Below are 13,244 nucleotides of genomic sequence, written 5' to 3'. Positions count from 1 at the left end.
CTTATTTTTATTTAGGGGAATTCATGATATATGAATTGTGGAAAAAAAGGGAAAAGAGGTCTTACATCAGAGGTCGAATAAGTGAAGTGCGAGGGGAGTCTTATGTCAGTAAAGTCAGATAGTCGACATTTGTATTTACGAGTGATTGACCACATTAAAGAGAAGATTAAAAGCGGGGTATATAAAGAAAAACAAAAACTACCGTCCGAATTTGATCTAGCAAAAGAGTTAGGCGTTAGTAGAGCGACCTTGCGAGAAGCACTTCGAATTTTAGAAGAAGAAAGCGTTGTCATTCGTCGGCATGGTGTAGGAACGTTTGTAAATGCAAAGCCATTGTTTTCTTCAGGAATTGAACAATTATCTAGTATTACAGATATGATTACTAGTGCAGGTAAAAAGCCAGGTACAGTATTTCTATCATCAGCAGTAGGGAGCTTAACGGAAGAAGAAAAAGAAAAGTTTAATAGTGAAGAGGGTTTTGAAACACTTATGATTGAACGCGTTCGTACAGCAGATGGGGAACCTGTTGTTTATTGCGTTGATAAGTTACCGAAAGAAGTTCTTCCTGATTTGTCAGAATACAAAGAGGAATCATTGCTTACGGTCATACATAGGAATACACATAAACGCATTACATATGCTGTTGCTCATATTGAACCTCTTGGCTATCACTCTAAAATATCACCAATTTTAGAATGTGGACCTGAAACAGCATTACTTGTGTTAAAGCAAATGCACTATGATCAAAATGATGAACCGATTTTATATTCGATTAATTATTTTCGAGCAGACAAATTTAGCTTCCATGTATTAAGAAAACGTATGTAGATTGTGCTCATTTTAGGGAGGTGACAGCAAGAAAATAGGGACATGGTTGTAGAACTAACTAGATACATATTTTAGGAGGGGTTTTTAGTATGAAGAAAAAAGCGGGAATTTTATTATCATTAACGTTAGCAGCAAGCACAATTTTAGGAGCTTGTGGAAACACTGATAAGTCAAGCGAGAAAAAAGAGGAAAAAGACAGTAAAAATTTTAAAGTTGGTATGGTTACAGACGTTGGTGGAGTAGATGATAAATCATTTAACCAATCTGCTTGGGAAGGTTTAAAAAAGTTTGGTAAAGATAACAAACTAAAAGAAAATGAAGGATATCGCTATCTTGAATCTGCTAAAGATGCAGACTACATTCCAAACTTAGCTAAGTTTGTAGACACTAATTACAATTTAACATTCGGAATTGGTTATAAAATGCAAGAGGCTATCCAAGAAACAGCAGTAAAGAATACAAAAAAACAATTTGCAATTGTTGACGCAGTAGTTGATAAGCCAAATGTAACAAGTATTACATTTAAAGACCATGAAGGTTCTTTCCTAGCAGGTGCGGTTGCAGCTATGACAACAAAATCAAATAAAGTAGGATTTATTGGAGGGATTAAAAGTCCTCTAATTGAAAAATTTGAATCTGGTTTCAAGGCAGGAGCGAAATTTGTAAATCCGAATATTGAAGTTGTATCTCAATATGCAGAAGCATTCGATAAACCAGAAAAAGGTTCTGTATTAGCTTCAGCAATGTATGGCCAAGGTGTAGACGTAATTTATCATGCATCTGGTGCTACTGGTAACGGTGTATTTACAGAAGCGAAAAACCGTAAGAAAAAAGGAGAAAATGTTTGGGTAATCGGTGTTGACCGTGACCAAAACCAAGAAGGTATGCCAGAAAACGTAACATTAACTTCAATGGTAAAACGTGTTGATGTTGCGGTAGAAAAAGTTTCACAAAAAGCAAAAGACGGTAAACTTGAAGGCGGTAAAACAGAAGAGTTTGGTTTACAAGATGATGGTGTTGGAATTGCAAAAACAACTGACAATGTGAAAAAAGTAAATCCAGAAATTTTAACAAAAGTAGAAGAATTGAAAAAGAAAATTGTAAGTGGTGAAATTAAAGTACCTTCTACTCCAAATGAGTACAAAACATTTGAAGCTTCTCTTAAAAAATAATGGTAGATTAATAGCAAAGGTTAGTTCTAAGAACTAACCTTTGCATATATAAAGAACTTTATCCTGTTAGGAGGATTAATATGGAATACGTAATTGAGATGAATAATATTACAAAAGTATTCCCAGGGATTGTGGCGAATGATGATATTACGCTGCAAGTGAAACAGGGAGAAATTCATGCTTTGCTTGGAGAGAATGGTGCTGGGAAATCAACACTTATGAATGTTTTGTTTGGCTTGTATCAACCAGAACAAGGTGAAATTAAAATAAAAGGGAAACCTGTAAAAATTACAAACCCAAATATAGCAAATGATCTTGGAATTGGCATGGTGCATCAGCACTTTATGCTTGTACATAATTTTACAGTTACAGAAAATATTATTCTCGGAAATGAACCGAAGAAAAGCGGGAAGATTGCTATTGATGATGCTGCTAAAGAAATTAAAGCATTATCTGAGCAATACGGATTGTCGGTAGATCCATATGCGAAAATAGAGGATATTTCTGTTGGGATGCAGCAGCGTGTAGAAATTTTGAAAACGCTCTACCGCGGAGCAGAAATTTTAATTTTTGATGAACCGACTGCTGTATTAACACCGCAGGAGATTCAAGAACTAATTCATATTATGAAAAAGCTTGTGCAAGAAGGAAAATCTATTATTCTTATCACACATAAGTTGAAAGAAATTATGGAAGTATGTGATCGTTGTACAATTATCCGTAAAGGAAAGGGAATTGGAACGGTAGACGTTGCAAATACAGATGAAAACAAGCTTGCAGAATTGATGGTCGGACGTCAAGTGAATTTTAAAACAGAAAAGTCAGACGCCAAACCACGTGAAAATGTACTTGAAATTTCCAATCTTGTTGTGCACGATGCACGTCATTTACCTACCGTAAAAGGACTTGACTTAACTGTTCGTGCAGGAGAAATTATCGGTATTGCAGGAATCGATGGGAATGGACAAAGTGAATTAATAGAAGCGATTACTGGTTTACGAAAAGTTGAGTCAGGCTCTATTACGTTAAGAGAGAAAGACGTAACAAATTGGCCAGTTAGACGCATTACAGAGGAAGGTGTTGGACACATTCCTGAAGATCGTCATAAACATGGGCTTGTTCTTGATTTTTCTATCGGAGATAATATGGTACTGCAAACGTACTATAAAAATCCATATTCTAAAAAAGGTGTTTTGAATTTTACAAAGGTTTATGAAAAAGCAAAATCATTAATTGGGCAGTTTGATGTTCGTACTCCAAGTGAACATACACCAGCACGAGCGTTATCCGGAGGGAATCAGCAAAAGGCAATTATTGCTCGTGAAGTGGATCGTGATCCGGATTTATTAATTGCTGCACAACCAACACGCGGTTTAGATGTTGGGGCAATCGAATTTATTCATAAAAAGTTAATTGAACAGCGTGATAAAGGAAAAGCGGTTCTATTGCTGTCGTTAGAGCTTGACGAAATTTTAAATGTAAGTGACCGCGTTGCTGTCATTTATGAAGGGAAAATTGTTGATGTTGTCAATGCAAAAGAGACAAATGAGCAACAGCTAGGTCTGCTAATGGCTGGGGGAAAGAAGAAAGAGAAGGTGAACACAAATGGCTAAAAAATTTTTAACGGAGCGAACAATTAACATTTTAGTACCTGTATTATCCGTTATTTTTGGTTTACTTGTTGGAGCCATTGTCATGATTACGAGCGGATACGATCCAATCGTTGGCTATGCTGCATTATGGGATGGTATGGTCGGAAATCCACGTGCAATAGGGGAAACACTCAGAACGATGATTCCACTTGTTCTTGCTGGTTTATCAGTAGCGTTTGCCTTCCGTACAGGTTTGTTTAATATCGGAGTAGAAGGACAATTGCTAGTGGGATGGCTTGCTGCTGTTTGGTTCGGTTATGCTGTTTCTTTACCAGCGTTCCTCCATGTTCCGTTATCGATATTATTTGCAGCGCTTGTTGGCGGACTGTGGGGATTTATTCCTGGATATTTAAAAGGGAAGTTTAAGGTAAATGAAGTTATTGTCACAATTATGATGAACTACATCGCGCTTTATGTAACTTATTACATCATTAGGAATTTTCTGCATGAAGCAAATGAAAAATCGTATGATATAAAAGCGAGTGCGTCTTTAGCTTCTTCTTGGTTAGCCTCTTTAACAGATGGCTCTCGCCTGCACTGGGGAATCGTTGTAGCGATTGTTGTAGCACTTATTATGTGGTTTATATTAGATCGTACAACATTAGGTTACGAGCTCAAATCGGTTGGGTTTAATCAGCACGCTTCTAAATATGCCGGAATGAAAGTGTCGCGTAATGTTGTATTATCAATGACGATTGCTGGTGCATTTGCTGGAATTGGCGGTGCAATGGAGGGGCTTGGAACATTCCAAAGCATGACAGCGATGTCTTCTTTTACAGGAATAGGATTTGATGGTATTGCCGTGGCTCTTCTTGGTGCAAATAATGCATTTGGTATTTTGTTATCCGCACTTTTATTTGGCGGATTGAAAAGTGCTGCACCGCAAATGAACTTTGAAGCGAACGTTCCGTCTGAACTCATTAATGTTATTATCGCATGTATTATTTTCTTTGTAGCGTGTAGCTACGTTTTACGATGGGCACTTTCTCGTTTTAGCAAGGAGGGGAAATAAATGAGTTTCCTAGATATTGTAGCCATTCTTGTGACAGGTACGTTATATACGGCAGCACCGCTTATTTTTACAGCACTTGGAGGCGTATTTAGTGAACGTTCTGGTGTTGTAAACATTGCGTTAGAAGGTTTAATGTTGTTTGGTGCGTTTATTGGGGTTGTTACAACTCTATTAATGGGAGATACATGGGGAGCGATGACACCGTGGATTGCGCTTATTTTTGCAGCAATTGGCGGAGGATTGTTTGCACTTCTTCATGCGATTGCGTCAATTACATTCCGTGCGGATCAAGTTGTCAGCGGAGTAGCGATTAACTTTTTAGCGTTAGGATTAACAGTGTTTGCGATTAAAAAGATTTTTGGAAAAGGTCAAACTGATTTTATCCAATATCGTATTGAAAAAATTGATATTCCTGGCCTTTCTGATATTCCTGTTATTGGAAAAATATTTTTCTCTGATGTACCATTAACTTCATATATTGCAATTATTTTAGCATTTGTAGTTTGGTATGTGATTTATAAAACACCATTTGGCTTACGATTACGTGCTGTTGGTGAACATCCGATGGCAGCTGATACGATGGGGATTAATGTTTATAAAATGCGCTATATTGCAGTTTGTCTATCAGGTATGTTTGCAGGTGTCGGTGGTGCTGTGTTTTCAACATCTATTTCAAATAACTTTTCTGGCGCTACAATTACAGGGCAAGGATTTTTAGCGTTAGCGGCAATGATTTTTGGAAAGTGGCATCCAATTGGAGCTCTAGGTGCAGCGTTATTTTTTGGATTTGCACAGTCACTTGGTGTTACAGGTGGTACAATACCTGTTTTAGATCAAATTCCAAGTATCTTTTTAACGATATTACCATATGTATTAACAATTTTTGCACTTGTTGGTTTTGTTGGACGTTCCGAAGCTCCGAAAGCGCTTGGAACACCATATGAAAAAGGAAAACGTTAAAAGCTAAAAAGCTCGCACATTAGTGCGAGTTTTTTGACATACAATAACGTTAATACATGAGAAAATTTGCATTTTCTTTTGTGAAAACTGTATATTGAAGAAGAAAATTCCTTTTTAGAGGAGGTTTACAAATGAATCTTATAAAACAAGAAACACATGAATTAGGTGGATTACGTGTACATATGATTCCAACAGAAAAATATAAAACGAATACATTTGTGTTACGGTTAAAGTCACCGTTATGTGAAGAAACAGTAACAGAGCGGGCTTTGCTTCCTTATGTATTACAAAGTGCTACTGAAACACACCCATCTGTCATTCGAATTCGTCAATATTTAGAGGAGCTATATGGTTCGTCATTAGCTGTTGATGTAAGTAAAAAAGGTGAGGATCATGTTATTTCTATTTATATAGACATTGCTAATGAAACATATTTACAAGAAGCGCCGCCGCTCTTTGAAAAAGCGCTTGCGATGCTGGCTGATATTTTACTAAGACCAGCAACAGAAGGAAATGGTTTTTTACAAACAGTTGTAGAAAGTGAAAAACGTGCACTCGTGCAGCGGATCGAATCTACGTTTGATGATAAAATGCGCTATGCAAATGAACGACTCATCGAAGAAATGTGTAAAGTAGAGCCGTACCGCTTAAGTGCAAACGGTCAAAAAGAGCGTGTTTCTAAGATTACAAACGAAACGTTGTACCAATATTATAAAAAAGTATTAGATGAAGATGAAATGGATTTATATATTATAGGTGATATTGAAGAAGGGGCTTTTGACCTTGTGAAACGGTACTTCTCTGTTTCTGAACGTGAACCGAAAGAAAGAAATGTATTGCTTCATAAGAAAAATGAAGAAGAACAAGAGGTTGTAGAAAAACAAGAACTAAAGCAAAGTAAATTAAATATAGGATACCGCACATATATTACGTATCGGGACGAAGACTATTTTGCTTTGCAATTATTTAATGGCTTATTTGGTGGTTTTTCACATTCGAAATTATTTGTAAATGTACGTGAGAAAAACAGCTTGGCATATTATGCTGCCTCTCGTTATGAAAGTCATAAGGGACTTCTGTTTGTAATGTCTGGAATTGAAGGGAAAAATTACGAAAAAGCTGTTACGATTATTAAAGAACAAATGATAGCGATGCAAAATGGTGATTTTACTGATGAGGAAATCGTACAAACAAAAAGTGTAATTAAAAATCAAGTTTTAGAGACAATTGATACGCCGCGCGGTTTAGTAGAACTTCTGTATCATGGAGTAATTGCAAATTATGACCGCCCTGTGGAAGAATGGTTAACAGAGATTGAACGAGTAACGAAAGATGAAATTGTTAAAGTAGCCCATAATATTCAGCTAGATACAATTTACTTCTTACATGGGACGGAGGGAGTTTAAAATGGAAAAGATCGTTTATGAACAATTAAAAGAAACGCTGTATTACGAAAAACTGTCCAATGGTTTAGAAGTATATATTCTCCCAAAACAAGATTTTAATAAAACGTATGCAACATTTACGACAAAGTATGGTTCTATCGATAATACGTTTGTGCCACTTGGAAAAAATGAGATGCTTCGTGTGCCGGATGGAATTGCACATTTTCTAGAGCATAAATTATTTGAAAAAGAGGATCACGATGCGTTTCAATTATTTAGTAAGCAAGGAGCTTCTTCAAACGCATTCACATCGTTTACAAGAACTGCATATTTATTTTCTTGTACATCAAACGTTGAAAAGAATTTAGAAACATTGTTAGATTTCGTACAAGATCCATACTTTTCTGAACAAACTGTCGAGAAAGAGAAGGGGATTATTGGGCAAGAAATTCAAATGTATCAAGATAATGCCGATTGGCGTTTATATTTTGGATTAATTGACAGTTTATATAGGAAACACCCTGTAAAGATTGATATCGCTGGAACAATTGATTCAATTAGTGAAATTACGAAAGATTTACTGTATGAGTGTTATCATACATTTTATCACCCAAGCAATATGTTGCTATTTGTTGTTGGTTCGATTGATCCAGAGAAAACGATGGATTTAGTGCGTCAAAATCAAGCGAAGAAAAATTATACTGCGCAATCTGAAATTGCAAGATCTTTTGATGAAGAACCAGAACAAGTAAATGAGAAAAAAATGGTTATTACAATGCCGGTACAAACACCGAAATGCTTAGTTGGTGTGAAAACACAAGACTTGAAGCGACAAGGGAAGGACTTGTTAAAACAAGAAATTGCTTTAACACTTATGTTAGATTATTTATTTGGAAAAAGTTCTACCCATTATGAAACATTGTATAATGAAGGTTTAATTGATGATACGTTTTCGTACGATTATACAGAAGAAAGCAGTTTTGGTTTTGCGATGATTGGTGGAGATACGAAGCATCCAGATGAATTAGCAAAGCGAATAACGGATATTTTACTACAAACAAATTATGATGAGTTATGCGCGGAAACGTTAGAACGTGTGAAAAAGAAGAAAATAGGTGGTTTTTTACGTTCTCTAAATTCACCAGAATATATTGCAAATCAATTCACACGATATGCATTTAACGGCTCTAGTCTGTTTGACGCATTATCTGTTTTGGAAAGTTTATCAATTCAAGATTTACAAACAGTTGCGAAGAGCCTTTTAGAAGAAGAACGACTTAGTGTTTGCCAAGTACTTCCAAAGAAATGATGAAGTAGAGAGAGGAAAAAGATGAAGAAGTTTGCATTAGTTACCGGGGGAAGTGGAGGAATCGGCTCTGCCGTTGTAAGACGATTAGTAAAAGATGGCTACACGGTGTATGTTCATTATAACCAAGGTGAAAAGAGAGTTCAGCAATTAGAGCAAGAACTTAAAGATATTATTCCCGTTCAGGCTAATTTATCGGAAACAGATGGTGCTTCGCGATTATGGTCGCAAATTCACCATCCAATTGAGACAATTGTATATGCAGCTGGGCAAAGTATTTTTGGATTAACGACAGATGTTACGGATGAACAATTAAATGAGATGGTGGAGCTACAAGTGAAAAATGTATATAAACTTGTTTCATTTGCACTTCCCTCCATGATTCGAAATCGAAGTGGGAATATTGTTGTTATTTCTTCCATTTGGGGACAAATAGGTGCTTCATGCGAAGTGTTGTATTCAATGGTGAAAGGAGCGCAAAATTCATACGTAAAAGCATTGGCAAAAGAGGTTGCATTAAGCGGTGTACGGGTGAATGCGATTGCTCCAGGCGCAATTGAAACAGAAATGATGCGTGTATTTTCGAATGAAGAAAAGCAAGAGATTGCAGAAGAAATTCCGCTTGGCCGATTAGGCGTGGCAGAAGAAGTAGCCAATACAGTTGCATTTGTAGTTTCTTCTCAAGCATCTTATATAACAGGTCAAATTATTGGAGTGAATGGGGGATGGCATTGTTAATCGTTTAAAGTAAGGAGTATTGTATTTTGCATTTTGTTCGTACATAAAAAAGAACATAGTGGTAAATAGTAAATATGACTCCATTACTTAATAGTGAGGTGCTTAACGATGTCAGTATTAGATAACTTTGAACAATGGAAAGGCTTTTTAGGAGAGCGTTTAGACCAAGCGCAAGGAAAAGGCTTAGACGGCGGTGCAATTTCTGATATGGCCTATCGCATTGGGGATTATTTAGCAAATGAAGTAGAAGCGCGTAATGACCAAGAAAAATTATTGGCGGAGCTATGGAAGGTTGCAGATGAACAAGAGCAACATATAATTGCAAATTTAATGGTAAAAATGGTCAAACATAAGTAGTGAAAAGAGAGGAAGTATCCTCTCTTTTTTTGTCGATTTTGAGAATCCTTCAATTAAATCGAGTTCTCGATTGTACATTTCACTTTCCTATTAGGGGAAAATCATATAATATAGTACGTAGGTGTAAAGTAAGCAAGGGGAGTGTCATCAAATGATTGAATGGTATTTTGAGTATGAAATACATAAAAACCGACCTGGCTTGCTTGGTGATGTTTCTTCGTTAATCGGTATGCTTGGTATTAATATTGTTACAATTAATGGGGTAGACAATGCTAGGCGCGGACTATTATTAATGTGTGAGAATCAAGAACAAATTTCTAGACTTGAATCAATTTTAAATACGATGGATAATATAACTGTAACGAAATATCGTCCACCGAAGCTTCGCGATCGATTAGCAGTTCGGCACGGAAGATATATACAGCGAGATGCGGATGATAAGAAAACATTTCGTTTCGTTCGTGATGAATTAGGTTTACTTGTCGATTTTATGGCGGAACTTATGAAAAAAGATGGCCATAAATTAATTGGAATTCGTGGAATGCCACGCGTTGGAAAAACAGAGTCCATCGTTGCTGCAAGTGTTTGTGCAAATAAACGTTGGCTTTTTGTATCGTCGACTCTTATTAAACAGACGGTACGCAGTCAATTAATTGAAGATGAATATAATGATGATAATATCTTTATTTTAGATGGAATTGTTTCAACGAAGCGCGCAAATGAACGACACTGGCAGCTTGTTCGCGAAATTATGAGATTGCCAGCAACAAAAGTTGTAGAGCATCCGGATGTATTTGTGAGTCAGTCAGAATATACTCTTGATGATTTTGATTACATTATTGAGTTGAGAAATGATTACGATGAAGAAATTCAATACAGTCTAGTAGATGAAATTGAACAAGGAAATCAAAATAATTTTTCTATGTTCGACTTTTAAAGAAATATTGAGGTGTTAGCATTGACAGAATTAGGACAAAAGCTGAAAGAAGCACGAGAATTGAAAGGTTTTTCCATCGATCAGCTGCAGGAAGTTACGAAAATTCAAAAACGCTATTTGATTAGTATTGAAGAAGGAAATTTAAGTATATTGCCTGGGGATTTTTACGCACGTGCCTTTATAAAGCAATATGCAGAAGCAGTTGGATTAAATGGAGAGGCGGTACTAGAAGAATATAGACACGAAATACCGCAGTCGGTTTCTCATGATGTTCCGCAAATTTCCACGGGACAAAAAGCACAGGAAACTGTGCAAAGAGCAGCGACATCACCAATTGCAGATCATATGCCTAAAATTTTAATTACATTGCTTGTTATTGCTGTTGGTGTAGCAATTTGGTTCGTGTTTCAGTTTGTTTTAGGTAAAAATGACGATGGTCAAGTAAAACAAACGAAAAATGCACAAACAGAAGTGGAAAAAGCAGAAAATTCTCCTCTTGATCAAAAGAAAGAAGAAAAGAAAGAAGAGAAAAAAGCAGAAGCACCTCAACAAGCTCAGCAGCAACAAAATACAGCTCAAGAAGAGATTAAAGTTGTTAAAAAAAATGGGAAAGAATCTACATTAGAGCTTCGTCATAATAAAGAATTTAAAGTAGAATTAACTGCAAAAGGTACAAGCTATGTAGATATTAAAAACGAAGATGGTAAAGAATTTTATACAGGTACTTTAAATAAGGATGAAAAACAACAACAAGATTTATCGTCAGAACGTGTTGTGCGCTTAAACATTGGTAGTGCGCCAAATGTGGAAATTAAAATTAACGGTAAAGTTGTTGAATTTCCACAAAATGCAGAAGAAATGTATCATCAAATTTTGGTGATTAAAAACCTAGGAGAACAACCTGCACAATAATAGTCATCGTTCCGATGACTTTTTTCAATGCATAAACCGTTTTTGACATGATGGAGGAATAGCTGTGAATTTACCAAATAAAATTACTGTATCAAGAATTTGCTTAATTCCTATATTTTTAATTATTATGCTCGTTCCGTTTGATTGGGGAGTATATACAATTGGAGATGTAGAATTGCCAATTCAGCACTTAGCCGGAGCTCTTGTTTTTATTATTGCTTCTGCGACAGATTGGATTGATGGCCATTATGCAAGAAAACATAATCTTGTAACGAATCTAGGGAAATTTTTAGATCCTTTGGCGGATAAATTATTAGTATCTGCAGCATTAATTACGCTTGTAGATTTACATTATGTAGCGACTTGGATGGCGGTTGTTATTATTAGCCGAGAATTTGCTGTTACAGGCTTGCGTCTCGTATTAGCTGGTACAGGGGAAGTGGCTGCTGCGAAAATGCCTGGGAAAATTAAAATGTGGATGCAAGTTATTGCGATTTCTGCCTACTTACTTCACGATGTTCCGTTTAATTTAATTCAAATTCCAATTGCAGATATTTCAATATGGATTGCACTTATCTTTACGGTTATTTCAGGATGGGATTATTTCTGGAAAAATAGAGCGGTGTTTGTTGATTCGAAATAACGGCTTATGGGGGAATGGAAGATGAATGCGGAAATTATCGCGGTTGGTACAGAGCTATTGCTTGGGCAAATTGCGAATACGAATGCCAAGTTTTTATCAGAAAAACTAGCATCTATCGGAATCGATGTATATTATCACACTGTTGTAGGGGATAACAATAATCGCTTACGCCGGGCAATTGAAATTGCTCAAAAACGTGCAGATATATTGATTTTTACAGGTGGTTTAGGACCGACAAAAGACGATTTAACGAAAGAAACAATTGCGTCCTCCTTGCAGGAAGAGCTTGTATATGATGAAGTGGCACTCAGTTCCATTACTGATTATTTTAGAAGAACGGGAAGAGAGTTCACCGAAAATAATAAAAAACAAGCTCTTGTTTTAAGAGGAGCTACTGTGTTTGCGAATGATCATGGTATGGCTCCAGGTATGGGATTATGTAAGGATAACAAGGTATATATTTTACTCCCAGGACCACCTAAAGAAATGAATCCAATGTATATAAGTTATGTAGAGAATTGGCTTCTTCCTTTCACATCTGGTGAGAATCTATATTCTCGTACTCTTCGATTTTTTGGAATTGGAGAATCGCAATTAGAAGCAAAGGTTCAAGATTTAATAGATGCTCAAACGAATCCAACTATTGCTCCCCTTGCTTCTGAAGGAGAAGTAACGCTTCGCCTAACAGCAAAGCACAATGATGCAAAAGAAGCTGAATCTTTAATAAATCATATAGAAGACTTGATTTTACAAAGAGTAGGGCCATTCTTTTATGGATACAATCAAGATCTTCTTCACAAAAAGGCAATTGCTTTGCTTAAACAAAAATGTTTAACGGTTGCATGTGCTGAAAGCTTAACAGGTGGCTTATTTGGTGATCGTATTACTGAAGTTGCTGGTGTATCTACTCTGTTTAAAGGTGGCGTAATTTGTTATAGCAATGATGTAAAACAACATGTATTACATGTGCCAGAAAAGACTTTACAAACAGATGGAGCTGTTAGTGAATCTTGTGCCCGTTATCTTGCTGAAAATGTGAAAAAACTAATGCAAACGAATGTTGGAATTAGTTTTACTGGAGTAGCAGGACCAGAGGCGTCTGAAGGAAAAGAGCTGGGGACAGTGTTTATTGGTTTAGCAATAGATGAACAACCGACGGTAGTTATTCCCCTTACATTAAGTGGAAGTCGTCAACAAATTCGTGAACGAACTGTTAAATATGGATTTTATCATCTGTATAAGAAGCTAGAAGAGATATAAATCTCTTCTAGCTTTTGCTATTTTATATAGAAAAATAGAGGGTTTCCTCTATTGGAAAATAAAAAAACGAATAAACGTTCGA

General features: G+C 36.2%; 13 protein-coding genes. All 13 read left to right on the top strand.

Features of this window, described 5'->3' with window-relative positions; genetic code table 11:
- Positions 1–102: 102 nt before the first annotated feature.
- The 13 genes from Q9306_RS05180 (at position 103) to Q9306_RS05120 (ending at position 13,162) form a co-directional block, all read left to right on the top strand.
- The gene (locus Q9306_RS05180) at positions 103–828 is read left to right on the top strand and encodes a GntR family transcriptional regulator (protein WP_306196009.1); all 726 of its coding nucleotides are present in this window, start codon (positions 103–105) and stop codon (positions 826–828) included.
- A gap of 89 nt (positions 829–917) precedes the next feature.
- The gene (locus tag Q9306_RS05175) at positions 918–2,000 is read left to right on the top strand and encodes a BMP family lipoprotein (protein WP_306196007.1); all 1,083 of its coding nucleotides are present in this window, start codon (positions 918–920) and stop codon (positions 1,998–2,000) included.
- Positions 2,001–2,080: 80 nt separating this feature from the next.
- Positions 2,081–3,613, top strand: coding sequence for an ABC transporter ATP-binding protein (locus tag Q9306_RS05170; protein WP_306196005.1), 1,533 nt, complete (start codon positions 2,081–2,083; stop codon positions 3,611–3,613).
- Complete coding sequence (locus Q9306_RS05165; protein WP_306196003.1) at positions 3,606–4,664, top strand: ABC transporter permease; 1,059 nt, start codon at positions 3,606–3,608, stop codon at positions 4,662–4,664. Before Q9306_RS05170 ends, Q9306_RS05165 begins: the two co-directional genes overlap by 8 nt.
- Positions 4,665–5,624, top strand: a complete 960-nt coding sequence (locus tag Q9306_RS05160) for an ABC transporter permease (RefSeq protein ID WP_306196001.1) — start codon at positions 4,665–4,667, stop codon at positions 5,622–5,624.
- Between the two features lie 131 nt (positions 5,625–5,755).
- Positions 5,756–7,030 (top strand): EF-P 5-aminopentanol modification-associated protein YfmF, encoded by a 1,275-nt coding sequence (gene yfmF, locus Q9306_RS05155; RefSeq protein ID WP_306195999.1) that lies wholly within the window; start codon positions 5,756–5,758, stop codon positions 7,028–7,030.
- Position 7,031: 1 nt separating this feature from the next.
- Positions 7,032–8,318, top strand: coding sequence for an EF-P 5-aminopentanol modification-associated protein YfmH (yfmH, locus tag Q9306_RS05150; RefSeq protein WP_306195997.1), 1,287 nt, complete (start codon positions 7,032–7,034; stop codon positions 8,316–8,318).
- A 21-nt stretch (positions 8,319–8,339) separates the two neighbouring features.
- Positions 8,340–9,053 carry an elongation factor P 5-aminopentanone reductase gene (gene ymfI / locus Q9306_RS05145; RefSeq protein WP_306195995.1) on the top strand — a complete coding sequence of 238 codons (714 nt, stop codon included), beginning with the start codon at positions 8,340–8,342 and terminating at the stop codon, positions 9,051–9,053.
- 108 nt (positions 9,054–9,161) lie between these two features.
- Positions 9,162–9,410: a DUF3243 domain-containing protein gene (locus Q9306_RS05140; RefSeq protein WP_098917274.1), complete on the top strand. Its 249-nt coding sequence runs from the start codon at positions 9,162–9,164 to the stop codon at positions 9,408–9,410.
- Positions 9,411–9,561: 151 nt separating this feature from the next.
- Positions 9,562–10,347 carry a DUF3388 domain-containing protein gene (locus Q9306_RS05135; protein ID WP_020059071.1) on the top strand — a complete coding sequence of 262 codons (786 nt, stop codon included), beginning with the start codon at positions 9,562–9,564 and terminating at the stop codon, positions 10,345–10,347.
- A 21-nt stretch (positions 10,348–10,368) separates the two neighbouring features.
- Positions 10,369–11,259: a helix-turn-helix domain-containing protein gene (locus Q9306_RS05130; RefSeq protein ID WP_306195991.1), complete on the top strand. Its 891-nt coding sequence runs from the start codon at positions 10,369–10,371 to the stop codon at positions 11,257–11,259.
- Between the two features lie 64 nt (positions 11,260–11,323).
- Positions 11,324–11,902, top strand: a complete 579-nt coding sequence (gene pgsA / locus Q9306_RS05125; RefSeq protein ID WP_306195989.1) for a CDP-diacylglycerol--glycerol-3-phosphate 3-phosphatidyltransferase — start codon at positions 11,324–11,326, stop codon at positions 11,900–11,902.
- A gap of 21 nt (positions 11,903–11,923) precedes the next feature.
- A complete protein-coding gene (locus Q9306_RS05120; RefSeq protein WP_306195987.1) occupies positions 11,924–13,162 on the top strand; it encodes a competence/damage-inducible protein A in 1,239 nt (412 codons plus the stop codon).
- The last annotated feature ends 82 nt before the right edge of the window (positions 13,163–13,244 follow it).

It is taken from the genome of Bacillus multifaciens (assembly GCF_030756675.1).
GTDB lineage: Bacteria > Bacillota > Bacilli > Bacillales > Bacillaceae_G > Bacillus_A > Bacillus_A multifaciens.
The sequence above is the reverse complement of the archived record's forward strand: the minus strand, read 5'-3'. Positions and strand labels throughout refer to the sequence as shown.

Bases quoted from the DNA above. Each gene is read 5' to 3' on its own strand.
- Q9306_RS05180 (WP_306196009.1), top strand. From the start codon at position 103: ATGTCAGTAAAGTCAGATAGTCGACATTTGTATTTACGAGTGATTGAC.
- Q9306_RS05175 (WP_306196007.1), top strand. From the start codon at position 918: ATGAAGAAAAAAGCGGGAATTTTATTATCATTAACGTTAGCAGCAAGC.
- Q9306_RS05170 (WP_306196005.1), top strand. From the start codon at position 2,081: ATGGAATACGTAATTGAGATGAATAATATTACAAAAGTATTCCCAGGG.
- Q9306_RS05165 (WP_306196003.1), top strand. From the start codon at position 3,606: ATGGCTAAAAAATTTTTAACGGAGCGAACAATTAACATTTTAGTACCT.
- Q9306_RS05160 (WP_306196001.1), top strand. From the start codon at position 4,665: ATGAGTTTCCTAGATATTGTAGCCATTCTTGTGACAGGTACGTTATAT.
- yfmF (WP_306195999.1), top strand. From the start codon at position 5,756: ATGAATCTTATAAAACAAGAAACACATGAATTAGGTGGATTACGTGTA.
- yfmH (WP_306195997.1), top strand. From the start codon at position 7,032: ATGGAAAAGATCGTTTATGAACAATTAAAAGAAACGCTGTATTACGAA.
- ymfI (WP_306195995.1), top strand. From the start codon at position 8,340: ATGAAGAAGTTTGCATTAGTTACCGGGGGAAGTGGAGGAATCGGCTCT.
- Q9306_RS05140 (WP_098917274.1), top strand. From the start codon at position 9,162: ATGTCAGTATTAGATAACTTTGAACAATGGAAAGGCTTTTTAGGAGAG.
- Q9306_RS05135 (WP_020059071.1), top strand. From the start codon at position 9,562: ATGATTGAATGGTATTTTGAGTATGAAATACATAAAAACCGACCTGGC.
- Q9306_RS05120 (WP_306195987.1), top strand. From the start codon at position 11,924: ATGAATGCGGAAATTATCGCGGTTGGTACAGAGCTATTGCTTGGGCAA.